Genomic DNA, 25,231 nt, shown 5'->3' with positions numbered 1-25,231 from the left:
AGACTATTAACGCCACATAAACCCACCAATACGGAAGAAACGGAGAAACTTGTTGATCATGGTCAAAGCAGGTTTCTTAATCTTCCATTTTAATCCATCGAATCCTGTGGGAGCCGCATTGAAATCTTTCACTGTCGCTGCCCCTGTCTTCATATGTATCGGTGCTTCATCCCTTCGATGCTTCTCCACGACCAAGATGCTGTCATAGTAATGCAGGGAACTTACAGAACGCGTAAATCCATTGACCTTCAATCCACGTTGCTCGGAATGGTAAGCATTGATGTAATCAATAAAATTTTTACTGTATTCAATAAAAGTACCGTTCCTTTTATGGCCACCACCATAAAATACCTGATAAGATGTATGTAAATCTTCACAAAGGTATACGCCATTATCTTTCACATGATCAAAAAGCTCCTCAAATGTCACAATCTGTTGTATCATCGTATGACCACCATCATCGATCAATATATCGATCGGCGGAATGGATTGCTTTACCTGCCGCAGGAACTTCCGGTCCGACTGTGAACCAATAAATATCTCTACATTCTCTTCTTCGAGTTCCTTACAGTGCGGATTGATGTCGATACCGTAAATTTTCGCACGATCACCAAAATAGTTCTTCCACATCTGAAGACTTCCGCCCTGAAAAACCCCAACTTCCAACACCACGATCTCTTTGCCTTTGAAACGACTAAAATGTCTGTCGTATACATCGAAATAATGCATCCATTTATTGATTAGCTTCGCATCATTATTTCGGAAATAAGTTTCTAACTCGTTCATGTCCTTCGGTCTATTTTAAGGGGTTCTGGTTTTTTATGCTTTGAATTTATTGAAATATAACGAAAAAAGCAACGATATATTTTTGTTTCAGCAGAATTTTAAAATTTAAATTTTACAACATTTAAATTATTTTCCTACATTTACATAACTGATTATATAATTACTTATAATACGATGGAACTATTTGAAAAAACAGGAAAAATAGCATTAGGCAGCAGATTGCGCTATATGGCTTCCAACATCACAGAAGAGGCCGCCCGATTACATGAGCTTTATCAGATTGATTTTGCGCCCAAGTGGTTTCCCGTTTTCTTTATCTTGTCTGAGGGTGATTCAAAAACAATTACCGATATAGCAACAGAGATTGGCCACTCCCAGCCATCAGTCACTAAAATCGTTAAAGAAATGATCAATGCGGGTCTTGTAGAGGATAACCTTCGCTCTGTGGATAAACGGCGAAATATGGTTGGATTGACCGATAAAGGAAAAATGCTTTGGGAAAGAATGAAAATTCAATGCATCGATATCGATCGGGCCATAGATGGGGTTATCCAGGAAGCCACGCACAATCTATGGGAAGCTTTAGCTGAATGGGAATTTCTACTTGAACAAAAATCCTTGCTGAAACGCGTCCAGGAACAAAAGAAAATGCGTGAAAGTAAGGATGTCAACATTGTTCCATATGATCCAACATACCGCCTGGCATTTAAGTCTTTAAATGAGGAATGGATTTCCACCTATTTTGAAATGGAAGAAACTGACCATAAAGCACTTGACAATCCCGAGGAATATATTTTGGCAAAAGGGGGTAAAATTATGGTTGCTCTTTATAACGATGAACCTGTAGGTGTATGCTCACTTATTAAAATGAATCATCCCGATTTTGACTATGAATTGGCAAAAATGGCGGTATCCCCAACAGTGCAGGGCAAAAGTATAGGCTATCTTTTGGGAAGAGCAATTATTGAAGAAGCAAAAACCTTAGGGGCATCAAAACTGTTTCTCGAGAGCAACACCATTTTGAAACCTGCAATCAATCTCTATTACAAGTTGGGGTTCCAAAAGATTAGCGGCTATCCAAGTCCTTATCAGCGATGTAATATCCAGATGGAACTGGATTTAAAAAAATAACCTTGAGCAGTAGAAACATAAACTGGAATAAGCTAACTCTGATAAGCGAATGAATGCTTCCCCAAAAAAGGGAAGCATTTTTGTTTAACTAATTTTTCAAATAAAAGGTGATACTTTTCACTAAATTGGTACATGTCTATAAATGCTATTGCTATGCAACAATTGATCAATTCAAATCGAACAATAGACCGACAGGTGCTCTTTATGAACTTGTATAAAAGTACATTTCCCATCGTGGCTAAGTATATCAGTCGCATGGGTGGTAATTTGGATGAAGCCAAAGATGTATTTCAGGACGCTTTGCTGGTGTATTATGAAAAGATTCTTTTAACAGCAGCACCACTAAACAACGATATTGGCTATTTGGTTGGAACAGCCAAAAATCTATGGTTAAAACGGTATGGTCAATCCAGTCCAAACCTTCCCCTAGATCAAGTGGATATTGCTTTGATAACCGAAGAGTCTCCTTCTAGCACAAGGCTGTTTCGTTTTTTGGAGACTGCTGGGCGTAAATGTTTAGAACTCTTGAAAAGCTTCTATTATGATCAAATGTCACTGCAGGAAATTGCAGATGAATATGGCTATTCGGGAGCAAGGAGCGCCACTGTACAGAAATTTAAATGCCTGGAGAAAGTTAGAGAATCCGTTAAACAAAAATCCCTGGTTTATGATGACTTCATGGAATGAAATCCAACAGATAGAAGCGTATATCTTTGGAATAGCGAAGCCGGAAGATGCACTGCTTTTTGAAGCGAAATTGGTGTTGGACGAAGAGTTGGCACACAAGGTTATTGCGCAACAAAAAGCTTATGCAGCTATTCGGCAATTCGGGCGCAAACAAGTGAAAATGGAAATTGAAGCCATAACGCAGGCATTATTTACACATCCTGAACATGTCTCTTTTAGAAAAAAAATAATAAAGCTATTTAGCAAATCCTAAATTCCTAACATCATGACGATTGACAAAAATGAGTTCCGCAAATTTGCGGTAGGGCATTGTTATGTCCAAAAAGATCTAGTGGATCATTATATTTCAGGCATCGAGCAGTCACGCATTCCGTTGGCCATGACGCCATATATCACCGAAGAACGCGAATTGCGTGTATCACAAATGGACGTATTTTCCAGATTGATGATTGACCGTATTATTTTTATGGGTGCTCCTGTAGAATCCAACATCGCCAATATTGTACAAGCCCAGCTGCTATTCCTTCAATCTGTTGACCCCAAAAAAGATATACAACTGTATATCAACTCTCCCGGAGGTGAAGTGTATGCCGGATTAGGTATTTATGATACAATGCAATTGATCAGTCCGGATGTTGCAACGATCTGCACAGGTATGGCGCTCTCCTTTGGTGCGATATTACTCTGCGGCGGTGCTTCCGGCAAACGTAGCGCACTGGAACACGCACGGGTGATGCTCCATCAGCCACTTGGCGGTGTTCAAGGACAGGCTTCGGACATCGAAATTACAGCCAATCAAGTGCTGAAAATTAAGAAAGAGCTGTACGATATTATTGCCAAACACAGTGGACAGAGCTATCAACGCGTACATGATGTCAGCGACCGAGATCACTGGATGGTTGCTGCAGAAGCAAAAGAATTTGGAATTATTGACGACGTACTAATCTAGCAAGGATAAGTAAATTTATGGACAGTTTCAATCGGGCTATTGACAGACTATTGTCAATGGCCCTTTTAACTTTGTCATCAATAAATTTATATCAGCATGAAACTAACATCCATTCGACTGATTGCAAATGACATTCAGCAGTCCGTCAGATTCTATGAAGAAATCCTGGGGCTCACCGCACAATGGTTTACACCAGATTTTGCCGAGCTTTCCACCAGTTCGATTACCCTAGCTATAGGAGGTACTCGCACGATGCAAATGTTTAGCGACAGCCCCATTATCTTTGGTAACATGGCCCCTATTATTATTGAATTTTTAGTGGGAAATGTAGATCATGAATATATTCGGATCAAAAATAGTGCTTCAAAAATCATTCAGGAACCGACAACAATGCCTTGGGGTAATCGCTCATTGCTTTTTTGTGATCCCGATGGTAACATGCTTAACTTTTTCACTCCGCTGAGCCCTGAGGCGATCAAAAAATTTGGCGTAGAAGCCACGAACTAATCCGCTCACATGACAAGATACTAAAGTCCAAAAATTAGTATCTTGTCTTCCTTAATCGATATTTAACAGCTATTTCTTCAACTCATGGCCCTAATTAAAGATATATATACACCGGAATTTTATCAGTTTATTGCCGATCAGTTCCACCGCGTTGACAACAGTTTTAACAGAGAACAGTTTATCAAACGCGTTTTTTCAGGCAGTTTTCATGAAATGGAATGGAAACAGCGTACAAAACATAGCACAGCGGCCTTACAGGAATTTATGCCGGCATCCTTTCCCGAAGCAGCGGCCTTACTAACACAAGTGGTGGAACATCTCCTAGAAACGAAGCATCGAGGAGGCCTTGAATATGTTATTTTTCCGGACTATATCGAAACTTACGGTATCGGAGATTTTGAAACAGCTGTGCAGTCATTTGAAATCGTCACGAGATTCATAACCTGCGAATTTGCCGTCCGTCCATTTATTATCAACTATGGATCTCGTATGATCGCGGAAATGGAAAGATGGTCCAAAAGCCCACATCCTCAAGTTCGACGCCTTGCAAGTGAAGGATCTAGGCCCCGACTCCCCTGGGCGATGGCAATTCCAGCGTTGAAAAACGACCCTTCCCCTATCCTGCCTATCCTCCAAAACCTCCATAATGACCCATCCGAGAGCGTAAGAAGAAGTGTGGCCAACAATCTCAACGATATTGCCAAAGATCATCCCCATCTCGTTCTGACCATTGCCCAGCAGTGGAATGGAATCAGTAAAAATACAGATGCCATCATCAAACATGGCTGCCGTACCTTACTCAAACAAGGACATCCAGCAATTCTAAGCTTTTATGGACTGGATAGTAGCGATTTTCATATTAGGAATCTCAGTATCCATACACCGGCAGTTAAAATAGGTGAACACCTTATTTTTTCCTTTGAAATTAAGAATGGAAGCAGCGCCCCCCGATCACTACGTTTGGAGTATGGGTTATATTATCAAAAGTCAAATGGTCAGCTATCTCGAAAGGTATTTAAAATTAGTGAACGAATCTATCAGGGAACTGAAATAAACCGTATCGAGCGAAAGCAATCTTTCAAATTGATTACTACCCGGAAATTCTATGCCGGGAAACATAAAATTTCAATTATTGTCAATGGGCAAGAAACAGTCCAACAGGAATTTGAGCTATTGCACATTTAACGGGAAATAAGAAACAAACGAAGGGCTTTCGTGTTCTACTAGAAACAACAGGATATACGCTGGACAGGTTTTTCCCAGCGTATATAAGGTAAGTTCTTATGTTAATATGAGGTCTGTTATGAAGAAAATTCTCTTAATCCTTTTTGTCTTACTTATCCTATTTATCATTGGGCTTTTAATTAGAACGCTGACTTACCCGTTTACGCGTGTCAAAAAATCTGCTGCAGCGCCTGTGCAGCCAGCGGTCAATGATAGCATTGTTGCCCGATTTGCCGGCGGCATCAAAATAGCCACAATCTCTTTTGGCGACTCGACATTATTTAATCATGTTCCTTTTGAAGAACTTAATAGTTACATCAGGCACAATTTCCCACTGATCTATCGCTCCCTGGAAACCTATACGGTCAATGGCCACGCGCTGGTCATTCGACTCAAGGGAAGCGACAATAGCTTGCTTCCGCTACTCTTTCTTTCTCATATGGATGTGGTTCCTCCCGGTTCAGCTGCTATAAAAAATAACGATTCAACGCTATTTCAGCCTAGAGACCAGGCAATACCGCCGGTTAGTGAAATAGCCGAAGAATGGGACTATGCACCTTTTTCGGGGGCAGTAGCCAACGGCCGCATTTATGGCCGCGGAAGCTTAGATATGAAAGGCATGCTCTTCTCCTTACTTGAAGCTACGGAACAGTTGGTTCGAGAACAGGTACAGCCCAAGCGGGATATCTACCTCGCTTTTGGTTTTGATGAAGAAGTTGGTGGCGTACGCGGCGCAGCTAAAATAGCAGACTACTTCAAAGAAAAAGGTCTTAAATTCGAAGCCGTTTATGACGAGGGTGGACTCATTCTGGAAAAGGGCTCGGTCAAGGGAATCAGCTCCGATGTAGCATTGATCGGTTGCGCGGAGAAGGGATTTTTATCCCTGAAAATTAAGGTCAAAGGTCTTGGTGGGCACTCTTCGATGCCACCAACGACGAGTGCAATTGGTAAAGCGGCAGTCATTATGCAGCGCTTAGAAAATCACCAGATGAAAGCACAGATCAGCCCTATGATCCAAAACTTCTTTCAACAGGTTGGTGGTAGCATGCCTTTTGTCTCCCGTTTTGCGATCGCTAATCGCTGGCTTATGGAACCTTTACTTCTGGCTCAACTAACGAAAAACCACTCGACTAATGCCCTCGTGCGAACAACTACAGCACTGACGATGATGAAGGGCAGCGATGCCCCCAATGTACTTTCACCTGAAGTTGAATTTGTTGTCAATTTTAGGCTACTGCCTGAAAACACCCTGCGGGAAGTTCGGGATCATGTCGAGCAGGCTACACGCGGGTTTGATGTTGAAATCGAACAGGTCGACAATGCCCGAGAAGCATCCAAAGTTTCACCAACAGACGTTAAAGCCTATACGATGATGGAAGCTTCTATCCGCAGGCTATACCCTGATCTTATTGTTACGCCTTACCTGACTGTTGGCGGAACCGACGCTATCAAATACCAAAATCTCAGTGATCATATTTATCGCTTTATGCCCATTAAAATTAATCACGCTGAACAGCAGAGTATGCATAGTACCAATGAATACATCAGCATTGAAAACTACCTGAAGATGATAGACTATTTTTATTACATTATGCGTCACTACGACGATGAAACCATTTAACCATGGACAATCTTCGCAATTACATTCACGCATTGGTTGACTTTTCGACGGATAGCTGGCACTTGCTGCAGCCAGCATTGACATTGCGTAACTTCAAAAAAAATGATTTACTGCTGGAACAGGGTAAAGTTTGCAATTCGCTCTTTTTTATCGACAAAGGCTATTGTAGAAGTTATTATGTTATTGATGGAACTGTCAAAAACACAGGATTTTTCTTTGAAAACGATATCGCTACCAATATTCAAAGTTTTGGCAGCGGGCAAAAATCCGAATTTAACATCGTTGCCTGTGAGGACTTAAGGACCATTATTTTTGATAAGTCGACACTATTTGAACTTGCTGCACAGGTTATAGAAATAGAACGGTTGGGACGGTTTTGTATCAGGCAGTTTGCTTCACGCCAGGAAGAGTTTGCCAATCTATTTAAACTCTATTCGGCTGCCGAACGTCTGTGTTATCTAGAAAAAAAATATCCAGAAATTTCACAACGTGTACCACTTTCTCAATTGGCTTCTTTTTTGGGAGTAGCTCGAGAAACCTTAAGCCGGATTCGTCGGAGAAGATTAAACACCTGACATTATGTGACGATTGTCACAGGTTAGAATAATTTCATTTTGGGAACTTTGTATCAATTAAACAAAGATAAAAGATATGAAAACATCCAATAATGCACTCTTGGATTTCGAAAAATTTATGACTATCCGTTTAAAAGCCTCAACAGATTTTGTGGAGGGTCATTTTGATTCCCTAAAAGATATTTCTGTCTCAAATGAGCCTGCCACAATTTTTCCGCCCAAAGGAATATATATTTCTGGGGTATTACAGGTCAATGATTTTAACCAAAAAGGAGCTTCCAATTTCCTTCCGGGTGCACAAAACAAATTTGAAGTGATCCATCAAGATGCAAGTGATACGCTAGCCTATTGGACGGGTATACAACGTTCGTCCGTCAACATAAAAGGACAAGATACCGTGGTGATTTTCAATCTCAGAATCACCGAAATCTTCAGAAAAGAGCAAGGTACCTGGAAGCTTATGCATCGACATGCCGATACACTGGCCGAATAGTCTAAATGACCTAGGGAGCAGCAGTTTGTTTATAGATCGCTATGGTTTGTGCCCGCTGTTCCTTATGGTCAGATACTCAAAATTGATCGGCTGAGTGCAGCAATGGTCCTCCAGCGATTTCCTACGATTTGAGTTCGGCATCGCTGGTTGATCCCTTGAATTTCTTATTCCAAAAGAGTAATAAAATAATAAACAGTATAAATAATAACAGGGTGACTAAATTTGTCTTCCCCAACAGTGCGTGTAAAGTAGCTGGAGCTATAATTGAATTGGTTCTTACGGTGGAGAAAGTCAATACAAATGAAAAGACAATACACAAAAGCACAAATCCGGCAAAACCACCAAATTGGCTAAAATTATCAAAAATTAAAAGATGCCAAATCGCCCAAAATATTCCCGTTATCACACTTTTAATGGGCCATTTTATTTCACCTAGACTATCATTCAAATAGCCCCGCCAAGTAAATTCCTCCATGATATCATACAGCAATGTAAACAGGCAGAACAACAGTGCCCAAACGTGCTCATCGACACCGTAATTATTATTAAATCCATAAATACCATATCCTGCGAATAAAAGGAATGGAAACAACAGTGACTTTGTTTTATTAGGGCCAAAAAGTGTAACGGTGGAAACGACTTTTGACAAAGCATAAAAAAATGCCGAGATAATCAGAATAATCAATCCGTGATTCATATTCCAGGGTAATGGAAAACTAAAAACATCTTTCATAGCCATCTGGAAAATATTAGGAAGCTTTCGTATAGCAAAAGTTCCCAACATCAACAATCCGTAAAATAATGCGATATGCAACCAGTTCGGCTTTTTTATGCTTTCAATAATCTTCATACACTATTTATTAGTCTATTGTCCCTACAGCAACTGTTCTTTGTTAAATAACGACTACAAAATTGGAAGTCGCGAACTTACAAAAAAACGATAAAAGCAGGTTTGCCTTCAAAAGTAAAAATTAATCGGCATTAAAGCATTAGCCAAAAAGAATGGCATGGAATCAACAATATACCAACTGCAAGTGTCCAAAACATCGCTGTTTTACTAATGAAATAACATTCACGTATTTTTTTTGTGCACAAAATCCAGGTCAAAAAACCATAGAGCAAAATTGGTAAGATATACATCTCCAAAGGATATGGCTGTAGAATTGGATTGAACTCCACTAAAATTTTGGCCTCCCTTCTGCTTTGAAAGAGCATGTACATCAAGGTAGAAACAACCATGGATGAGGAACTTGCAAAAAAGAGTGTGAGCAGTATCCATCCAGTTCTTTTCAACAACCAAAACAAAAGGAAACCTACTATTAAAACCATTACATTGAAAAAGGACAATAATGTGTAGTTATCCGGTAGCTCTTTGAAATATTTGATCGGATATAACAGTGCAGGAAAAAGATTATAGCCTTTAAACACAATGAGGATACCTGTAAAAAATGAGATCCGCACGATACTTCTTTTGACCACTTGTACCCTGGGCGTATCAAATCTACCGGTAATAGTCCATTGGTCTTTGGCTTTTATCGTATCAATATTAGTCTCTTTTTCCGCTTCTCGCTGGTTAAGCACATATCTTGCCACTGTCAACTCCTCGGTGGTCAACTGTCGACTTTTTAATTCAATCTCGGCAGCTTCAAGGGCCGAAGGCTCATAGTGATCGGGATTATCTACCACAGACAGCAACTGATCTGTGGGCCAAGTTTTATAAAGTTCAGCAAAATTATTTTCGGACATTGGCTTAATTTTTATAAATTTCAATATGTTATTACGGCAAGTTCATAACAATAATGATTGCTCTCGCTTAAGCGAAAAATAAATGGTTAATCTTCCATAATGAATTTATAAAAATATAATTTATAAATCAAGCATAGTTTGGCCTATGCTACTTTACTTCAACTCAACGACCTAATTATCCGTTTTCACGAATTCCTTTTACGGCCCATTTCTTTGAAACCAACCATTGGGGACGATTTAAACTATTGCGCATTGCAATGTTTACCTAACGACAATTCATTAAATGGATAATGACCATTACTTAAAGTATCTCTTTTGTTACAAAAGCAATTCACACAAACGATTGCATTGTATAGTTTTCGTTTAATTTAATTGTATTTATAAAATTAGGGTGAACAATTAAATTTAAATTATGAGATATTCCAAAATTACGCTACTGCTCTGTACAGTATTGGCAAGCTTTCTTTCTTGCCAAAAAAGCGAGGTACAAACAAATTTAGAAGAGAAATTATCGCTACGGGCCGCATCCCCTGGTGTAAGCGGATACGAAGTTCCCTTAGGTGGCAATGCTTTTGTTACTTCGGCACCTTCCGGTGCAGTAGAAGTCATCAATAGCAATGGATTGGCAAACTGGACCAGTGCCAATAGCGTGATCAGTACCTATGCTAAGGTCCCCCAAGCGGGCGCTTTACGTGTTAAAATAAGGGCTAAAGTGCTACCTTCAGGCGATAGTAGTACGGTGAAGTTAACAATCAACGGTGTAAGCAAACAAATCAAACTTAAGGGTGGAACATTACAGGATTACACGGTTGGTACCTATTCGCTAAATACAGCGGGATACATAACAATGGATCTTCAAGGTGTGACCAAGTCAGGTGGTTATTTTGCAGATGTATCACACTTGATTTTAGATAGTTCGGCAACAAATGGCACTGTGATTTATAGTGACAATAATGTTGATAATACTTACTATTGGTCGCGACGGGGCCCATCCTGCCATTTGAGTTATACCATTCCAACAAATCAGCAAGTATCCTATTATTATAGCGAGGTGAAAGTGCCTGCCGGAGAAGATAAAATAGGTTCTTACTTTATGGCAAATGGGTTCGGCCAAGGATATTTCGGTATGCAGGTCAATTCAGCGACAGAGCGCAGAATACTATTTTCTGTTTGGAGTCCATATAGCACCGATAACCCGTCCCAAATACCAGCAGAGGATCGCATCACATTAAATAGAAAAGGGACAAATACGACAACAGGTGAGTTTGGTGGCGAAGGTTCTGGTGGACAAAGCTACCTCAAGTATAACTGGACTGCCGCCACTACCTATAAATTTTTATTAAAGGGAGAACCTGATAACAATGGAAGTACTGATTTTACGGCATGGTTTAATGATCCTTCGACCAATAATTGGATACTCATTGCAAGCTGGAAACGTCCCAAAACAAATACCTATTTAACGGGCTTTCATAGCTTCCTCGAAAATTTTAATGCCGACAATGGCTTCCTTGGCCGTTCTGCAGAATATAGTAATCAATGGGTTCGTACAGCTACTGGAACTTGGCTGAAAGTTGTGGAAAGTACCTTTACAGTCGATGCGACCTATTCAAACAACCAGCGTATAGACGCAATTGGCGGAATAGCCGGAAATAGCTTCTTCCTGAAAAATGGCGGTTTTTTCAATACCGTCGTAAATCCCGGAACGAAGTTCACACAACCAGGTTCTGGCACAGCGCCTTCAATAAATTTAACAACTCTACCTTAACAAGCATATTTACAGTAAATTATTCTGAATTTACATCCAATAAAAGGGACAATACTTCATTAAGAAGTGTGGTCCCTTTTAAACTCAACCTTGTCGTATTTACAGCAACAATTCGTACCTTTTTGTAACACGTTATTCATGGCAAAGACGATGGATTTCAGTTTTTAATGCATAATCAATGATAAGTTTAAGCTCCATCTTCGGCAGAAAAGAAGAAGTAAAATTAAGTCATCATTAAAAAAATATGTATTTATTTTTAAATCAATAAAAAATAAAATTAAAATAATAGAAGTAATAATAAATTCTCCCAAAATATTATTAATTTTCGGAAACTAACCAATGTGGAAATCGGTGAATGTTTATTTTTTTAACTAACGAAAGGAGGCAAACAAAACAACGACAATGAGAACCGCTTGGAAAACCAGGCACAATTAAATTAATGATTCATTCACAAATCTTAAAAACTAAGTTATGTTAAAATTAACCAGTCGCTGGAACAGACTTTATACTGTTTTGGCCGTAGTTTCCACATTTTCTATTTTTAGTTGCCAAAAAAATTCATTGACTCTAGAGAGTCCAGAGGCACAACTTAACAAAAAAGCTGCAGTATCCGCGCAAGCAGGAGCTACAATTGCTACATTGAATTGGGATCAAACCTATCAAAAGATTGATGGATTTGGTGCATTCGGAGGTCGGATTGTTCCATTCTTTGAATCCGCAAAAAGAGATAGTATCCTGGATTATTTATGGGGAGGCAGTGGGTTGAAACTGAATATCCTTCGTGGTAAGGTACTTCATACCTACCCTTTTAACCAACAGACCAAGGTCGTCACCATTAAACCTGCAGGAGTTTCGATTGACGTGGATCCCAATAGTACGACTTATCAGAATTTGACAGCAGACGAAAAAGAACAGCTTGGGCAGGTCTGGATCATCAAGAAAGCGAAAGAACGCTATGAAGTTCCCTTCGTTATGGCAAGTACTTGGACTCCGCCATTATACATGAAGACCAATACGAGTAGTATTTCCGCGAAATGGTTTAATGGACTTAATTTTAATACTTCTTCAACAGCTTTTGCTCGCTACCTGACTGGATTTGTAAAATCGTTTCAGAACGAGGGGATTACAATCAATGCTATTTCTCCGTCAAATGAGCCTGAAAATGTCTTTTCTGACTGGGATGCTTCTTATTGGGACTCTTCACATCTAGGACAGTTTATTACCAACAACCTCCGTCCCGAATTAAACAGTGCGGGTCTTCAATCCACCAAGATCATATCTTCTGAAAATGCGGCCTGGGGAACAGCAGATAATTTCCTTTCAGGTATGGACAGAAGCAAAGTCGACATCCTCGCCGGGCATGGCTACGTAGAGATAAGTGGCATCATCACTGGTCAACGTGGATTTAACCAGAGCCCTTCCATGTGGAATTTTAGTATTGGAGGTAAACCAATGTGGGTAACAGAAGCTTCCGATGATGGCGGCAATTATGACAATGGTATTGAAGGAGGCTTGAAACTGGCGGTTAATATGCACAAGCTTCTTGCGGATTGTAATGCCAATGCTTATGTGTTTTGGCTAGGTATGCTGGCATTTCAAAATAATGAGGCGCTTATTTGTACAAAGAGTGATGGTTCCTTGGAATTTCCAAAAACGTACGATGTGATGGGACATTATTCCAGATTCATCAAAACAGGTTATATGCGAATCAATGTAGCGGTTCAAAATGGAAATGGCTTATTGATTTCGGCTTACAAAGATCCACAAACAGGTAAGTTTGTCTTAGTTGTCACCAACACGGGAACCGCAGCAGTTCCATTGGATATCAACCTTACAGGTTTTGCAAGCGGAGCATTGAACAATTACCAAACCACAGCAAGCAGTTCGGGGCATTGGGGTAATGTCGGCGCTGTAAATCCGAATAGCTCAGGCGTCTATTCTTTAACAATACCTGCCAAAAGTATAAGTACTTTAGAAGGCAAAAAACTTTAATTTGTTAAGTATACTGAGGGAGCACGCTCCCTCAGCATATAATTTAAAATCCGATATGTGCTAAATCCTACATGTTACTGATCGTCAAATTCCTTCTCAGCACCGCAGCTATTCTTTCATTTTTGTAAACATAAGTTTTGCAGTTTCTGGATCTAATACGTCCATATCAATGAGCTTCAATAATTTCACCATATGGAGTGTAGTAGACTTATATTTTAAAAAGTGTGCTGTTTTCAAATGGGCAAGGTAAGCTTGCTTGTCCCGATAGATTTCCAAGATACGTATCTGTGTCGGATTATCTTTTTTGAACATTGGAAAAATCGCAACAACACCTTCTTCGAGCACGACAGATGCAGCAGCCTCTTCTTTTAAAATGGTCTTATATTCTTCGAGGTGTTCAACATAAACCTCAATTTCAGAAATACGTACCATAGACTCCTTATCCTGTCCACGAACAATATCCCCGCATAAGAAAAGTATGATTAGCGTTAAGGGCAAAGACAATAATGATTTCATGTGATTAAGTTTAAAAGTTTTGGGCCTGATCATTTTTTCCAATCAAAGCCCTTCACAAATTTCGTTATACTGGATGATAGCACCACTATATATATTACTGAAATATCTACCAGTTTTACGGATTTAGGTCAAAATATCGATGTCTTAGATTTCTCTTAAATCATATATTCTAATATCTTTGCTACCTGAATTTTGGAAAAACTACGATGAAATTGCACTACCTTGCGATGCTTACACTTGGGATATGTACTATTTCTGGATTAAAAGCACAAGAAAAATCAAATCTTATCAAATTAAATCTTTGGCCTCTATCTGTTGGGAATATTGTACTGGAGTATGAAAGATCGCTCAATGAGCATCTATCGATCAAGGGAACGAACAGTTATCGTCCAAAGGCCGACTTACCTTTAAATCCCTTTGGGAATCTGCTTTTGACGATGATAATAATATTTTGGGTGAAGCTAAATTATAGTTTTAAATTAGATTATGCTCACGGGCATATTTAAGCATTTGTCCTATGGTTTGACACGCTGCTTTTGCCATCATTTTCCTGCGATGTGCAACAACTGTATGTGGGCTCAAAAAGGTTCTTGAAGCTGTTTCAGCGACGCTATAGCCCTCCGAAAAGTATTGTAATACTTCGATCTCTCGGCGTAAATGTTTTAATTTTTTTATCATATGTAGATAAAATACGTTCAAATTCACTACATATATATAGTTCTTTTTTCTTTATGGCCTCAAAGCAGGCAAATACTTCACTTAATTCACAAGATTTACATAACACAGCTTCTGGACGGTATTGAAGAATACTCGATATCACGGCAGGAGCTGTTGCTCCCGTCAAAAAAATAACCTTTGCGTCTCCATTTATACGCCTGATCTCGGTCAACAACGAAAGTCCATTTTCATTTGGAAGATAGTAATCCAAAAAAATAAACAGTTCCTGCTTTCCAAAAGCACGTAAAAACTGAAGGAATTCAGATCCTTGGCTAAAAGATTGGACCAATTCAATTCCACATTCACGCTTCAACAAGAGTGCGAAGGAAAAAGCAACTATTTTCTGGTCATCTAAGATAACAGCATGGCTAGTGGTCTTCATAAATATGGCTGGTTTAATTAACCTAGTAAGACAAATATAATTATTTAAAACAATCATAATAATCTGTTTTACAAGTGTGTAGGTATTCAGCTACAAACCTCGCATATTCCTGTTATATCCAACTTGAAATATAGCATAAACATGCTATATACCGCTTAGAAGTTACCAAGTAAGGCAATAAAGCGCGTCTTTTACAATAGAATTTAAGCATGCCATATCATCTTAGACGAATTCACTAGCCCACGAAATAAGCCATTAGGCTAGCGAAAGAACTATAAAATATTTCAACTTATAAAATACATTGTTATGAACAAGAGACTTTTTAAATCTGCAACTGGCAAACTGCCCTACCAGGTACCTCAGATTCAAATGACTGTCGTTTTATTAGAAAATGGCATTGCGGCAGGTTCAAATGCCCACACTTCTGGAGATGTAAAGCAGACCTGGGACAACGAGGAATCACAGACTCAAAGTAAAAGTGACGGATGGTGGTAGTCACCCATTGACGATCAATTAACCCAAAAAAAGAAAAATGAAAAATCAATTTATTCAATTGCTCACCCTCCTCATTATACTTTTCACGTCATGTAGCAAAAATGAAAGCAACACGGCTGTCGAGACAGAAGGGAATGTGAGCGTAAAAATGAGTGGAGCCTCTTTCACTGATGAAGATACAGATCCCCAACTAAAATTATCAACCAACAAAAGTTTAAACAATACGCTTTCGAACATCCAGGAGTCCATTGTTCCATTTAATAGCGAACTTTCGGTACTGGCAACTTTGACACCGGAGCCCACTACTTCATCCAATGTATTGCGTGCGTCAACAGGGCTTAAAATAGCAACAGCCCCCGTCTCACTAGGGAATGGAGCAAAATATGCTATTGCGGTTTACAATGCAACTGGAAATTATGTTAAAGATACAGGGATGTTAACTTATTCGACCAGCGGCACAAATTGGAACCTATCGCTTCCAGCAGGGTCTTATACGTTCGTTGCTATCGCTGCAAATGGCCAAACTTTTCCTTCGATCAATTTTAATCAGGCGTTGGCGAACATCACGTTTAACGTAACTGGCGCAGATACCGACATCTTATGGAAAAAATTACCGGTTACTGTAATCGCTAACCAAACACTGGCCGTAGATCTTATCTTAAGTCACTTATTTACACAGGTACAGGCCACGCTAGAAAGTACTTCCGCTAATGTAGTTGGCACTATCACCGCCATGACGAGTAGTACAATCTCCCCTAATTATGGAACGGCTTCGGTTAAATTGGCTGACGGGCTTTTCACCCAAGGTGGTTCATCGACGGCACGTAATGTCGCTTTTAGTGGCACAGGTCTCGCATGGACGAGCAATGCAGCGCTGATTATTACCGAAGGAACGACGGTTGGTAAAGTAAATTTTGGAACAGTATCCCTAAACTCCACACAAAATGGCGTCCGCTCAGGAACAATAGATTTATCGAATTTAAGCTTACAAAAAGGTGTAAAATATAGTTTAAAGCTTCGCTTGGTACCCAAGGGTGCAATCGACGTACCAAACTCAAATTACTATTGGAGTTCGGCTAACTTGATGGGCACCGCGCCTATCACAATTGCATCCGCTCAATATATAAAAGGAAGTGTTTATGGAGGAAATGGATCGGCAACATACTGTGAAGGCGCTTTAGGTACTGGGTGGCGAACAGCTACACAAACGGAATATCAGTCATTGATCAATATGGGTATCGCTAGAGGTAGTTATAATGGTCAAACAGGTTGGTTCCTCGGGACATCTACTGTACCAACCACAAATAAAGACAATTATATGTTCCTACCAGACAACGATTTTGTTCGTTCTTCTTCGGGAAACAACAACATTCCTACAGGTGCTTTGGGTGTTTATTGGGCAAGTTCAACAGTTCAAGGTAACGCTAAGCCAGCATTGATATTAACAGCGACAGGCGTTTCAATCGTAGACATACATCAAAATAATCAAGTCGGTATACGTTGTGTAAAAAGCAAATAAATGATCGTTTTTAATCATACAAAGGAAACGATGGAACAAGACGGGATCAATTGACCTCCTCTTGCTCCATCGTTTTCTTTATATCATCGGAACCTTATCAAATTATTCCATCCTAACTTCTGGTCGTCTCAACAATCAAATCATCTTAGCCTTCAATCCGCTATATATAGAACGGCCTAAGGGAGCTGTCTTTTCAGATTTTAATAAAATGTTCCTAATTTCATCTTTCATATCACTTTCTCCAAATACTCTTGCTACCTTTGTTCTTCAAATTAAATTAACATGCCAAAAGAGACAAGAACAGGGCTTTATCAGGGAATCATCGAAAAAGATGATAATGGGAACTACTTTTGTGGTCCCTACCTACTGGATTATCAGACCGTAGAAACTTACTATAAATTGGGCGATCGCGTTAGTATCAAAACCATTATCAAAAATACAAGCCGTAAGAGTATGGAGGCTTATCCGCAAAAATCAGTTAAATTTTCATTTGCGACAGAGGATCATGGAAATGATTAAAACTCTCCTAGATTGAACAATTTAAATAACAAGGCCTTTTCCACAGAATTGGCCTTATTATTTTAAAGATTACCGTTGACCTGAGACTAAAAACAAAGCCTCTGATTTTTGGAAAATCGAGAGGCTTTTGCACAATCAAATTGATCGATTACTTTATAAAATAGGTATATTTTTTTTCGGGATAAAGAATGCACTATTGGATCACTTATCTAAACGATGCATTTAAAATTAATTTTCCATAAAAATTAATCAAGGTTCACATGTTCTTCGAGCGCCTCATTCGATCGTCTCTGCTACCATTTATTGTAAGTTTCATTACCGATTTACTCTTCAAATATAAATACTAGTTTATTAGTCTCCGAGCGGGAATGATTGTCTTGTCTCCTTTTTCGTCGAAATCGCGATTCAGTACGATGAAAATTAACGAGCGAAGTAGTTGGATTGGCAATTAATCTAGGCTAGTACCTAATCTTAAGGGCAATAGGTTGCAATTCCTCGTTCGGTATCTGGGGAACGTATACGGTTTGTCCTCCTCGTTCGTCGATCAATAGGGCCAATAGGCTGCTAATATCGTCGATTGTATCCAATCCGATAGGGTTTTCTACGATCGCTATATCCTGATCCGAAAGAATCTTAACGGCTTGATGAAAGCTCTCTTGAACGACCAGGATATCCCCGCGTCCATCTTGACATGCACGATAAATTTCTTGCAGATCAGTGATCACTAACCCCTTGCCCACAGCTACTTCCAGCTCTTTAAAGTAGTCTTCATTTTTTCGTACCAGCTCCTGTTTCATAAAATTCCAGGCACGGCTCTCCAACTGATGTGTTTCAACGTTATTGTAATCTATTGGTAAGTATCCATAATAGATTGATGGTCTATCCGCAACCTGTAAGAGCTTACTATAATTATCCTCCGTGCAAAACACGAGTGTTACGCTCTTTGTGTCCCCTATATAACGCAGTAGCGCTTTGTCCACCCGATTAAGATATTCCCTTAAGAGGTCATCAAGATGTTTGGCATCGCTACTTTTATCGGGAAATGTATTGTAAAATTGATTTTCGGCAATAGGAAACTCTTCACTACTGATATCCTCAACAATACGTCCATTCAAGGCACGAAAAAGATGAACACCGCTTTGCGAGAGCAACATCACAAGATAACTGGTTTGACGGCCAATCTCCTTAACCAAAGGGCGTACAGCAAATGTATTGCTAATATGGACACCTTCTTGGTTTGTCTCCCATGATGACTTGAAAACTTCTGCGATTGTATCTGAAACAAAGATATGCAGACTTTCAAGATTATAATTAATATCAAGTTCATGCGCTATCTGTTCCAATTGTTTGATGAGGCCAGCAACGACCCTCTTATCATACTTATCCGTTAGTCTATCAATCGCTTCTCCGATAAAATTTTTAATCTTTATTCGGTCGCTTAAGTTATCAGGATGTGTGCGATGGGTATTGATGGAAATGGTAATGCATAACTCATCCTGAACTCGGATAAGCATTTGCAGAAGTTGTTTTTCGGTCATAATCATGGACAAATAGTTAAAAAATTGAACACACTTTACTAATAACAACAAATTAAAGATCCTTCTTGTTTGTGTAAAATAAAAGTAAGTATTACCTCATTTAGTTAATTATCGAAACAAAAACAGCTTATTTATAGTTATTAATTGTTAAAAAAAACAATGATGAAAAAGGTGTTTATTGCAGGAGCAACAGGCTGGGTCGGTAAAGAATTGAGTAAAAATATAATCGACGATACAAACTATAAATTGGTTGGCGGGCTTTCACGCTCTTATGCAGGAGAAAATCTCGCTGAGATTCTAAAGATAAAAACGTCTCCGATTCCCCTATTTGATACAATAGAAAATGCAATTGAGGATATTGATTTTGATATTTTAATTGACTTTACCAGTCCACTTATTGCCAAGAAGAACATCCTGAATGCGATAGCTAAAGGTAAGCATGTTCTTATTGGGACTTCAGGGCTCTCAAATCAGGATTATGAGGAAATTGAAGAACATGCGAAAGAAAGCGCGTTATCCGTACTCGCCGCCGGTAATTTTTCGATCACCGCTGTTTTGTTGAAGAAATTTGCGGAGACTGCCGCTCAATATATTGATCAATTTGAAATTATAGATTATGCATCCCAAAGAAAGGTGGACTCACCAAGCGGCACAGTCGCAGAATTAGCCTATAGTCTTTCCAAAATTAAAACGCCGAAGGTTGAAGTTCCCATAAAGGATACCATCGGAAACAAAGAGACGCGTGGTGGTGATATCAATGGTATTCAAGTGCATGCGATAAGACTGCCGGGTTATGTACTAGGTGTCGAAACAATCTTTGGTATGGAAGATGAAAAATTAATCATCAAACATGAAGCTGGAACTGGTGTAGCACCTTATCTGAATGGCATTAAGATTGCCCTTGCTAAAATGGGTACCTTTAAAGGATTAAAACGTGGTTTGGATACCATAATGGATTTGTAAATTGGATCATTATCTATCAACCTCTAAATTTAACACAAAACGTTGTACCCACGCTGAGATCGCTTTCTACTGTGACCTTCGCGTCGAGACGATCCGCTATCCGTTTGACGATGGAAAGTCCAATCCCCGATCCTTCAAAGCCCTGCGAATTTGACAGCCGTTTAAAAATGTCAAATATATTACTGTCATCCCGAATATCCATCCCAATGCCATTGTCTTTAATATAATAGTAAACTGAATGGCCGTGTTTTTCACTATAAACTTCCACCCTTGGTTGATCTTTTTTACTGCTGTATTTTATCGCGTTGCCGATCAGATTTAAAAACAGCTGATATAGCAGTGTTCTTTCCCCGAGAATGGGCAAGGTCTCCCCTAAGACAAATTCCAACCTTGTACTGTCAAACTGCTGCTTGCAGCTTTCGAGAATATTAAGAATTTTGTTTCGCGGATCGATCAGTTCTGTTTTGAATGCTACATAATTAGACTGTGTGAGTTGATAAACCTTATCCATCATTTCTGTTATCAGTCCAGTCGCATCGATGATATTCGTTGCCATTTTTCGCAACATCTCTTTCGGAAGATCATCTTTCATCAACATCATCTGTGCCGCAAGCTTTATGGAAGAAAGAGGGTTTTTAAGATCGTGAGTCAATGTATAGCCAAACGTATCTAAGGCATTGTTTGATCTTACGAGCTCCTTATTGAGCTGAGCAATCTCTCCACCCCGTTGCGCAATAGCCTGTTGGGTTATTTGTGCAACTTTTTCGATGAAGGAAAGCTCCGTTTTTTTCCATTTAATAGACTTGCCTTTCATCGTTTCACGCCAGGCTTCAAATGATGTCCTGGGTGACGGAAACTCTATTTCCCTTTCAGGATCGTAATGATATATTTTCTCGGGTTTCCCTGCCCACACATCTTCATATACGTGCTCCTTGCGGAATAAATAGATGTACCATTTATTGCTGGGAAGAATATTTATCCGTAAAATACCAGGAAATATGAGCGTTTGTACTGGATCGGCCCTGTCAGGAACAAAATTTGATGTAAAAAATAAATCACTCTCGCCCTGTTTTTCTATATACAGATCAATCTGTCGTTGCTCTGATTCTGTCGGTACTACACCCCAAGTTTTGGAACCACGGTCATGTTTGATCACCAAGCCGTCTGCCTCCACTATTTCCAAGATTTGCGGAGCGAAGCGTTCAAGCACGATTCCGATATCACTGTTTACCAATAATTCAGACTTTAGGTCACGTTCCATAACGCCCATGATAGTCTGCGCGACAAGATTTTCCCTTTGATATTCTGAAAGGTAATAATTTATAGCATACTGCGTTAAGAAGGCGCATAAGTGGCGTTGGGCAAGGTCCACATTCAAAGCTAGGCTATTCTGGCAGGCCACCAGCCCCCAGAGTCTTCCCTCGATAACGATCGAAAAACTGGCACTGGCACGTGCACCTGCATTCTTAAGATACTGTATATGTACGGGAGACAACGCTCTGAGGCTACAACGAGTCAGGTCTACTTCACTTGCCTCCAGGCCCTGTATAGTAATAGTTGGTGCCTCAATATCTGCTACATGGCGTGCAGGGAATTTAACATATAGCGCGCGTGCTTGTGCCGGAATATCAAATTCTGGATAGCGGTAGCCCATCAATGAGGTCATCCCATCTGCGATGGACTCTGCAATTACCTGTCCGCTATTGTCCTCTTCGAAACGGTATACCATGACACGATCAAAACCAATAATCTGGCGAATCAACACAGTCAATGATTGCCAAGCATTTCCATGTTGCTCTTCCAGATATTTCGCATAATAAAATAAACGGGTCGCTTTTAGATGATTCTCACTACAGATTTCAACTTCAAGATATGTTTTCTCATCATATCGGTAAATGCTCAGATAATAATCTACATTTTTGATACGAATACGTTCTACAAAACGGGTAAATATCTCCCCTGTGATCTGTTTTTCTATTTCTTTGAGATTCAACTCCGGTTCGGACGATATCAAAGGCAATAGCTGCTCGATCGATCTCCCCAAGATTTCTTTCATAGAAATATCGAGCAATGCAGATAGGTTTTCACTTGCGGCAATACACCCACTCTCATTAAAAATACAAAGGAAACCGAAATATTGGATTTTACCGCATAGGTGGATTTCTTCTTCGTGGCACTCCAGTTGACGCATATTTTGCTAGTTTTTAATCTTTTAACTTACTAATAATAGGAAATTCTCGAAAGAGATAATTTGCCACGCATAATAAAATCTAGCACCCCTCTTCAAACATGTCATATCTAAGGCTAATATAGAAAAAAATAACTACGAAAAGTGGATCAAACGATTGTCCAATAATTATTCAGAATCTGAGTAATCCGGATGGCTGGTATTGAAGCCTATTAATTGGCTATTTCGGTGAAAAATAAAAAAGCTAGGTTGGAAAGGTGCCTAGCTTTAAAACTTTCTTCATGACCGGACAAGCAGTCTGTATTTAATCAACAATACTTTTTACGACTTTGTTTGGATTATCTTAGATATTACTCAATTAAAGTATAAATAACGTCATATAAAGAATTCGAAAGAATATAAGCTATCGGCGAAATTTTTATACGGTTTTATATTACTGGCTAATAGATTGAGAAGTCCTGAAGCAAAACGCCACAAAACTCATAATGAACCGATTACAACAAAACAAGTATAAACCACATTTTCCGTAATATTTACGCAAAGATAGGATGTTAGTCTTTAGTTAGTAAAACTATTCATCAGTAAATCTTGTCATTTAAACATTGTCACTAAATAAATAATATTATGATTTCAAACAAAACATTACTCGCTTCATTAGCGACTGCAGCAATTCTAGTTTCATGTAACAATCAAACGCCACAAGAAAAAGCAACCGAGCACATGGAAAATGCGGAGGAAAAAGCAGCTGACGCTAATGAAGAGGCCATGAAAACCTCTGAAGATGCTGCAACAAAAGATGCGGAAGCAGTCGTTTATTCAGATAAAGCTGCGGCCAATGCAGCAATTGCTTCAGTGACTGCCCCAGTACTCTCCAATGATAAGGCTAAAGAGCTTTATACAAAGCTAGGTAAAACTTGGGTAGACCGTATCAATGCAGAATCTGCAGAAAAAGCATTGGACAAAGAAAAATCGATATTGGATATTAAAAATGAGATTGAAAAAAATCTTGTTGAAGGAAAAATATCCGCTTCGGATAAAGATAATATCATGAAATATCAGTCCGATTGCCTAGCCGCTATAAAAGCAGCACTGTAATAGAGAACAGCAACAATAATCAGTAATTCATAAGATATCTTGCGATCCACTATCAGATCGCAAGATATTCTATTATTTTTGTTTGTATCATTACATGCCTTTTGATTAAAGAAAAATAAAAATTATGAAAACACATTCGACAAATTACTTCAATACTTTAATTGAAGCTGCTACAGATACCAAAGTAGTTAAGGGTACTATTCCACCATCAAAACGCCATAAAACCATAGCTGAAAGACAATATGAATTAATCGCTGCAGCGCCTTATCAGTATACATCTGACGACATTATTTTCCAAGTCTATGCGGAAAGAAGGGACCTAACGCCAGATGAGTATTCCGAAGCTAGAACAGTTTTTTTCTCTAGAGGACAAGCTTGCCTGCGCGCCTCCCCTCTTACAAAGACATATGGGTATGGGATTCATAGCAATAGTGAAGGCAAGGTCGCCTTATACGGAATGGAAACAGCTATATACCAACAATTTGTATCGGATGATAATACAACAAAAGTTAAAGCAATGAAATCCGCTAGGTAGCGCTTGCACAATAAACTTGTGTTGAAATAAGCGATCACTTCCCATGAGCAATAACTTGCTCCAGAAAAGAAATTTGTCGTTCGTTTATTTTCTTCCTGGCCTCCGTAAATGTAAACCAATCGCCACGATCTATTTCAGGATAAGTTTGCATTTTTCCTGATTTAGGTGGCCATTCGATGTCAAAGGTATTGCTAACAAGTCTAGCAGGATCTATATCTCCTTCAATTGCCCAGCACTTAACTATTTTGCCTCCTTTTTGTTGAATAGCATTTAGCGCAATAAAATTTCCACAGGGAAGATAGCCTGTCTCTTCAATAAACTCTCTTTTGGCCGCATCAAGTTCATCTTCATTCAAATCGATTTCCCCTTTAGGGATTGTCCACGAGCCTTCATCTTTTTTAGTAAAATAGGGTCCTCCAGGATGTACTAAGAAAAAATAAATTTCCAACGCCTGAAATTTATACAATAACAATCCCGCACTGGTATTTATCTTCTTAGCCATTCGTGCTGATATTTCGTAATCGAATCCACGTAGGCGCATGATCGCTACTCTTCTCCCATCCGCGCACATCGCGATCAATTCCGCCTTCAATCAAACGATCCTGAATTGAAGGGCTCAATAAGATATGGTCGATACGTAAACCAGCATTTCGATTGTAAGCTTGGCGAAAGTAATCCCAGAACGTATAAACCTGCTGATCTGGAAAAAGCTGACGAATAGAATCCTGCCAGCCCTCTTCAAGAAGCCGACTGAAAGCATCCTTCACCTCCTTTCTAAACAATGCATCGTTGACATATTTTTCAGGTTTATACGTATCCATTTCTGTTGGAATAATATTAAAATCCCCAATGAGTATCGCTGGAACATCCATACTAAGCAGCGTTTTAGCCCGCTTTGCTAAGCGCTCGATCCACGTCAACTTATAGTCAAATTTGGGTCCCGGAAATGGGTTGCCATTGGGCAGATAAAGACAGCAAATCACGACTTGCTGGATCATAACCTCCAAATAACGGCTTTGTACATCTTCGGAATCCCCTGGAAGAGCTCTAGCTACTTCTTCGATGTCGTATTTGGAAAGTACCGCAACCCCATTCCAACTTTTCTGACCATGCCAGACCGCATGATATCCGATGTCATTAATTTCTTTCAATGGAAAACGTTCCTGCGGAGATTTCAACTCCTGCAGACATACGACATCAGGTGATTCTTCCGCTAACCAACGTAACAACACGGGAAGACGTGCGTTGATGCCATTAATATTATAGGTGGCTATTTTCATGAAATTGT

Annotated in this window: 28 protein-coding genes; 18 read left to right on the top strand and 10 right to left on the bottom strand. The window is 39.4% G+C overall.

The features are described 5' to 3' along the window. Positions 1-6: 6 nt before the first annotated feature. Positions 7-786: a class I SAM-dependent methyltransferase gene (locus K2F45_RS12825; RefSeq protein ID WP_083663620.1), complete on the bottom strand. Its 780-nt coding sequence runs from the start codon at positions 784-786 to the stop codon at positions 7-9. A 174-nt stretch (positions 787-960) separates the two neighbouring features. Here K2F45_RS12825 and K2F45_RS12820 point away from each other — a divergent pair, with 174 nt between their 5' ends. The 9 genes from K2F45_RS12820 to K2F45_RS12780 all read left to right on the top strand — a co-directional run bounded on the left by K2F45_RS12820 (position 961) and on the right by K2F45_RS12780 (position 7,973). Then, positions 961-1,917, top strand: a complete 957-nt coding sequence (locus K2F45_RS12820) for a bifunctional helix-turn-helix transcriptional regulator/GNAT family N-acetyltransferase (RefSeq protein WP_075992543.1) — start codon at positions 961-963, stop codon at positions 1,915-1,917. A gap of 153 nt (positions 1,918-2,070) precedes the next feature. After that, positions 2,071-2,604 carry an RNA polymerase sigma factor gene (locus K2F45_RS12815; protein ID WP_145329058.1) on the top strand — a complete coding sequence of 178 codons (534 nt, stop codon included), beginning with the start codon at positions 2,071-2,073 and terminating at the stop codon, positions 2,602-2,604. After that, positions 2,585-2,857 (top strand): hypothetical protein, encoded by a 273-nt coding sequence (locus K2F45_RS12810; protein ID WP_145329060.1) that lies wholly within the window; start codon positions 2,585-2,587, stop codon positions 2,855-2,857. Before K2F45_RS12815 ends, K2F45_RS12810 begins: the two co-directional genes overlap by 20 nt. 12 nt (positions 2,858-2,869) lie before the next feature. Next, positions 2,870-3,553, top strand: coding sequence for an ATP-dependent Clp protease proteolytic subunit (locus K2F45_RS12805; protein WP_075992541.1), 684 nt, complete (start codon positions 2,870-2,872; stop codon positions 3,551-3,553). 96 nt (positions 3,554-3,649) lie between these two features. Continuing rightward, positions 3,650-4,060 carry a VOC family protein gene (locus tag K2F45_RS12800; protein ID WP_075992540.1) on the top strand — a complete coding sequence of 137 codons (411 nt, stop codon included), beginning with the start codon at positions 3,650-3,652 and terminating at the stop codon, positions 4,058-4,060. A gap of 84 nt (positions 4,061-4,144) precedes the next feature. Beyond that, positions 4,145-5,245, top strand: coding sequence for a DNA alkylation repair protein (locus K2F45_RS12795; protein ID WP_248933763.1), 1,101 nt, complete (start codon positions 4,145-4,147; stop codon positions 5,243-5,245). A 118-nt stretch (positions 5,246-5,363) separates the two neighbouring features. Next, complete coding sequence (locus tag K2F45_RS12790; RefSeq protein ID WP_075994781.1) at positions 5,364-6,905, top strand: M20/M25/M40 family metallo-hydrolase; 1,542 nt, start codon at positions 5,364-5,366, stop codon at positions 6,903-6,905. A gap of 2 nt (positions 6,906-6,907) precedes the next feature. Further along, the gene (locus tag K2F45_RS12785) at positions 6,908-7,480 is read left to right on the top strand and encodes a Crp/Fnr family transcriptional regulator (RefSeq protein WP_075992538.1); all 573 of its coding nucleotides are present in this window, start codon (positions 6,908-6,910) and stop codon (positions 7,478-7,480) included. A 76-nt stretch (positions 7,481-7,556) separates the two neighbouring features. Beyond that, positions 7,557-7,973, top strand: coding sequence for a Cif family virulence factor (locus K2F45_RS12780; protein ID WP_248933762.1), 417 nt, complete (start codon positions 7,557-7,559; stop codon positions 7,971-7,973). A gap of 121 nt (positions 7,974-8,094) precedes the next feature. Here K2F45_RS12780 and K2F45_RS12775 read toward each other — a convergent pair whose 3' ends face one another. Together K2F45_RS12775 and K2F45_RS12770 are read right to left on the bottom strand one after the other, a co-directional pair. Next, positions 8,095-8,823, bottom strand: coding sequence for a CPBP family intramembrane glutamic endopeptidase (locus K2F45_RS12775; RefSeq protein WP_248933761.1), 729 nt, complete (start codon positions 8,821-8,823; stop codon positions 8,095-8,097). Positions 8,824-8,954: 131 nt separating this feature from the next. Next, the gene (locus tag K2F45_RS12770) at positions 8,955-9,719 is read right to left on the bottom strand and encodes a hypothetical protein (protein ID WP_075992535.1); all 765 of its coding nucleotides are present in this window, start codon (positions 9,717-9,719) and stop codon (positions 8,955-8,957) included. Positions 9,720-10,131: 412 nt separating this feature from the next. On the opposite strand from K2F45_RS12770, the gene K2F45_RS12765 reads away from it, so the two are divergent. Together K2F45_RS12765 and K2F45_RS12760 are read left to right on the top strand one after the other, a co-directional pair. Next, positions 10,132-11,484 (top strand): DUF3472 domain-containing protein, encoded by a 1,353-nt coding sequence (locus K2F45_RS12765; RefSeq protein ID WP_248933760.1) that lies wholly within the window; start codon positions 10,132-10,134, stop codon positions 11,482-11,484. Positions 11,485-11,955: 471 nt separating this feature from the next. Further along, entirely contained in the window at positions 11,956-13,476 is a 1,521-nt protein-coding gene (locus tag K2F45_RS12760) for a glycoside hydrolase (RefSeq protein ID WP_083663619.1), read from the top strand. A 108-nt stretch (positions 13,477-13,584) separates the two neighbouring features. On the opposite strand, the gene K2F45_RS12755 is transcribed toward K2F45_RS12760, so the two are convergent. Further along, the gene (locus K2F45_RS12755; RefSeq protein WP_075994779.1) at positions 13,585-13,992 is read right to left on the bottom strand and encodes a putative quinol monooxygenase; all 408 of its coding nucleotides are present in this window, start codon (positions 13,990-13,992) and stop codon (positions 13,585-13,587) included. A gap of 206 nt (positions 13,993-14,198) precedes the next feature. On the opposite strand from K2F45_RS12755, the gene K2F45_RS12750 reads away from it, so the two are divergent. After that, a complete protein-coding gene (locus K2F45_RS12750) occupies positions 14,199-14,498 on the top strand; it encodes a hypothetical protein (protein WP_248933759.1) in 300 nt (99 codons plus the stop codon). Here the strand turns inward: K2F45_RS12750 and K2F45_RS27445 are convergent. Both K2F45_RS27445 and K2F45_RS12745 read right to left on the bottom strand, forming a co-directional pair. Beyond that, the gene (locus tag K2F45_RS27445; protein ID WP_420833022.1) at positions 14,467-14,670 is read right to left on the bottom strand and encodes a response regulator transcription factor; all 204 of its coding nucleotides are present in this window, start codon (positions 14,668-14,670) and stop codon (positions 14,467-14,469) included. The two genes, K2F45_RS12750 and K2F45_RS27445, sit on opposite strands and share 32 nt — an antisense overlap. Beyond that, positions 14,603-15,091 (bottom strand): response regulator, encoded by a 489-nt coding sequence (locus K2F45_RS12745; protein ID WP_248933758.1) that lies wholly within the window; start codon positions 15,089-15,091, stop codon positions 14,603-14,605. The genes K2F45_RS27445 and K2F45_RS12745 overlap by 68 nt, the downstream gene beginning before the upstream one ends. Before the next feature lie 306 nt (positions 15,092-15,397). On the opposite strand from K2F45_RS12745, the gene K2F45_RS12740 reads away from it, so the two are divergent. From K2F45_RS12740 to K2F45_RS12730, 3 genes are all read left to right on the top strand, one after another. Next, positions 15,398-15,586, top strand: a complete 189-nt coding sequence (locus K2F45_RS12740) for a hypothetical protein (RefSeq protein WP_248933757.1) — start codon at positions 15,398-15,400, stop codon at positions 15,584-15,586. A 37-nt stretch (positions 15,587-15,623) separates the two neighbouring features. Then, positions 15,624-17,105 carry a hypothetical protein gene (locus K2F45_RS12735; RefSeq protein WP_248933756.1) on the top strand — a complete coding sequence of 494 codons (1,482 nt, stop codon included), beginning with the start codon at positions 15,624-15,626 and terminating at the stop codon, positions 17,103-17,105. Between the two features lie 282 nt (positions 17,106-17,387). Continuing rightward, entirely contained in the window at positions 17,388-17,624 is a 237-nt protein-coding gene (locus tag K2F45_RS12730; RefSeq protein WP_075992529.1) for a hypothetical protein, read from the top strand. 458 nt (positions 17,625-18,082) lie between these two features. Here K2F45_RS12730 and K2F45_RS12725 read toward each other — a convergent pair whose 3' ends face one another. Then, on the bottom strand, positions 18,083-19,168 hold the full coding sequence (locus tag K2F45_RS12725) for a baeRF3 domain-containing protein (RefSeq protein WP_248933755.1): 1,086 nt from the start codon (positions 19,166-19,168) through the stop codon (positions 18,083-18,085). Between the two features lie 153 nt (positions 19,169-19,321). Here K2F45_RS12725 and dapB point away from each other — a divergent pair, with 153 nt between their 5' ends. After that, positions 19,322-20,125, top strand: a complete 804-nt coding sequence (gene dapB, locus K2F45_RS12720) for a 4-hydroxy-tetrahydrodipicolinate reductase (protein ID WP_075992528.1) — start codon at positions 19,322-19,324, stop codon at positions 20,123-20,125. Between the two features lie 16 nt (positions 20,126-20,141). On the opposite strand, the gene K2F45_RS12715 is transcribed toward dapB, so the two are convergent. Continuing rightward, positions 20,142-22,316 carry an ATP-binding protein gene (locus tag K2F45_RS12715; RefSeq protein ID WP_248933754.1) on the bottom strand — a complete coding sequence of 725 codons (2,175 nt, stop codon included), beginning with the start codon at positions 22,314-22,316 and terminating at the stop codon, positions 20,142-20,144. Between the two features lie 621 nt (positions 22,317-22,937). Between K2F45_RS12715 and K2F45_RS12710 the strand changes: the two genes are divergently transcribed. Continuing rightward, a complete protein-coding gene (locus tag K2F45_RS12710; protein WP_075992526.1) occupies positions 22,938-23,408 on the top strand; it encodes a hypothetical protein in 471 nt (156 codons plus the stop codon). A gap of 124 nt (positions 23,409-23,532) precedes the next feature. Beyond that, the gene (locus tag K2F45_RS12705) at positions 23,533-23,943 is read left to right on the top strand and encodes a DUF6157 family protein (RefSeq protein WP_075992525.1); all 411 of its coding nucleotides are present in this window, start codon (positions 23,533-23,535) and stop codon (positions 23,941-23,943) included. 34 nt (positions 23,944-23,977) lie between these two features. Here K2F45_RS12705 and K2F45_RS12700 read toward each other — a convergent pair whose 3' ends face one another. After that, a complete protein-coding gene (locus K2F45_RS12700; protein ID WP_075992524.1) occupies positions 23,978-24,445 on the bottom strand; it encodes an NUDIX hydrolase in 468 nt (155 codons plus the stop codon). After that, positions 24,438-25,223, bottom strand: a complete 786-nt coding sequence (gene xth / locus K2F45_RS12695) for an exodeoxyribonuclease III (RefSeq protein WP_248933753.1) — start codon at positions 25,221-25,223, stop codon at positions 24,438-24,440. Before xth ends, K2F45_RS12700 begins: the two co-directional genes overlap by 8 nt. Positions 25,224-25,231: the final 8 nt, after the last annotated feature.

This window comes from Sphingobacterium siyangense, from assembly GCF_023277505.1.
In the GTDB taxonomy this organism is placed as follows: Bacteria; Bacteroidota; Bacteroidia; order Sphingobacteriales; family Sphingobacteriaceae; genus Sphingobacterium; species Sphingobacterium siyangense.
The sequence above is the reverse complement of the archived record's forward strand: the minus strand, read 5'-3'. Positions and strand labels throughout refer to the sequence as shown.

Bases quoted from the DNA above. Each gene is read 5' to 3' on its own strand.
- K2F45_RS12825 (WP_083663620.1), bottom strand. From the start codon at position 786: ATGAACGAGTTAGAAACTTATTTCCGAAATAATGATGCGAAGCTAATC.
- K2F45_RS12820 (WP_075992543.1), top strand. From the start codon at position 961: ATGGAACTATTTGAAAAAACAGGAAAAATAGCATTAGGCAGCAGATTG.
- K2F45_RS12815 (WP_145329058.1), top strand. From the start codon at position 2,071: ATGCAACAATTGATCAATTCAAATCGAACAATAGACCGACAGGTGCTC.
- K2F45_RS12810 (WP_145329060.1), top strand. From the start codon at position 2,585: ATGATGACTTCATGGAATGAAATCCAACAGATAGAAGCGTATATCTTT.
- K2F45_RS12805 (WP_075992541.1), top strand. From the start codon at position 2,870: ATGACGATTGACAAAAATGAGTTCCGCAAATTTGCGGTAGGGCATTGT.
- K2F45_RS12800 (WP_075992540.1), top strand. From the start codon at position 3,650: ATGAAACTAACATCCATTCGACTGATTGCAAATGACATTCAGCAGTCC.
- K2F45_RS12795 (WP_248933763.1), top strand. From the start codon at position 4,145: ATGGCCCTAATTAAAGATATATATACACCGGAATTTTATCAGTTTATT.
- K2F45_RS12790 (WP_075994781.1), top strand. From the start codon at position 5,364: ATGAAGAAAATTCTCTTAATCCTTTTTGTCTTACTTATCCTATTTATC.
- K2F45_RS12785 (WP_075992538.1), top strand. From the start codon at position 6,908: ATGGACAATCTTCGCAATTACATTCACGCATTGGTTGACTTTTCGACG.
- K2F45_RS12780 (WP_248933762.1), top strand. From the start codon at position 7,557: ATGAAAACATCCAATAATGCACTCTTGGATTTCGAAAAATTTATGACT.
- K2F45_RS12775 (WP_248933761.1), bottom strand. From the start codon at position 8,823: ATGAAGATTATTGAAAGCATAAAAAAGCCGAACTGGTTGCATATCGCA.
- K2F45_RS12770 (WP_075992535.1), bottom strand. From the start codon at position 9,719: ATGTCCGAAAATAATTTTGCTGAACTTTATAAAACTTGGCCCACAGAT.
- K2F45_RS12765 (WP_248933760.1), top strand. From the start codon at position 10,132: ATGAGATATTCCAAAATTACGCTACTGCTCTGTACAGTATTGGCAAGC.
- K2F45_RS12760 (WP_083663619.1), top strand. From the start codon at position 11,956: ATGTTAAAATTAACCAGTCGCTGGAACAGACTTTATACTGTTTTGGCC.
- K2F45_RS12755 (WP_075994779.1), bottom strand. From the start codon at position 13,992: ATGAAATCATTATTGTCTTTGCCCTTAACGCTAATCATACTTTTCTTA.
- K2F45_RS12750 (WP_248933759.1), top strand. From the start codon at position 14,199: ATGAAATTGCACTACCTTGCGATGCTTACACTTGGGATATGTACTATT.
- K2F45_RS27445 (WP_420833022.1), bottom strand. From the start codon at position 14,670: ATGATAAAAAAATTAAAACATTTACGCCGAGAGATCGAAGTATTACAA.
- K2F45_RS12745 (WP_248933758.1), bottom strand. From the start codon at position 15,091: ATGAAGACCACTAGCCATGCTGTTATCTTAGATGACCAGAAAATAGTT.
- K2F45_RS12740 (WP_248933757.1), top strand. From the start codon at position 15,398: ATGAACAAGAGACTTTTTAAATCTGCAACTGGCAAACTGCCCTACCAG.
- K2F45_RS12735 (WP_248933756.1), top strand. From the start codon at position 15,624: ATGAAAAATCAATTTATTCAATTGCTCACCCTCCTCATTATACTTTTC.
- K2F45_RS12730 (WP_075992529.1), top strand. From the start codon at position 17,388: ATGCCAAAAGAGACAAGAACAGGGCTTTATCAGGGAATCATCGAAAAA.
- K2F45_RS12725 (WP_248933755.1), bottom strand. From the start codon at position 19,168: ATGATTATGACCGAAAAACAACTTCTGCAAATGCTTATCCGAGTTCAG.
- dapB (WP_075992528.1), top strand. From the start codon at position 19,322: ATGATGAAAAAGGTGTTTATTGCAGGAGCAACAGGCTGGGTCGGTAAA.
- K2F45_RS12715 (WP_248933754.1), bottom strand. From the start codon at position 22,316: ATGCGTCAACTGGAGTGCCACGAAGAAGAAATCCACCTATGCGGTAAA.
- K2F45_RS12710 (WP_075992526.1), top strand. From the start codon at position 22,938: ATGATTTCAAACAAAACATTACTCGCTTCATTAGCGACTGCAGCAATT.
- K2F45_RS12705 (WP_075992525.1), top strand. From the start codon at position 23,533: ATGAAAACACATTCGACAAATTACTTCAATACTTTAATTGAAGCTGCT.
- K2F45_RS12700 (WP_075992524.1), bottom strand. From the start codon at position 24,445: ATGGCTAAGAAGATAAATACCAGTGCGGGATTGTTATTGTATAAATTT.
- xth (WP_248933753.1), bottom strand. From the start codon at position 25,223: ATGAAAATAGCCACCTATAATATTAATGGCATCAACGCACGTCTTCCC.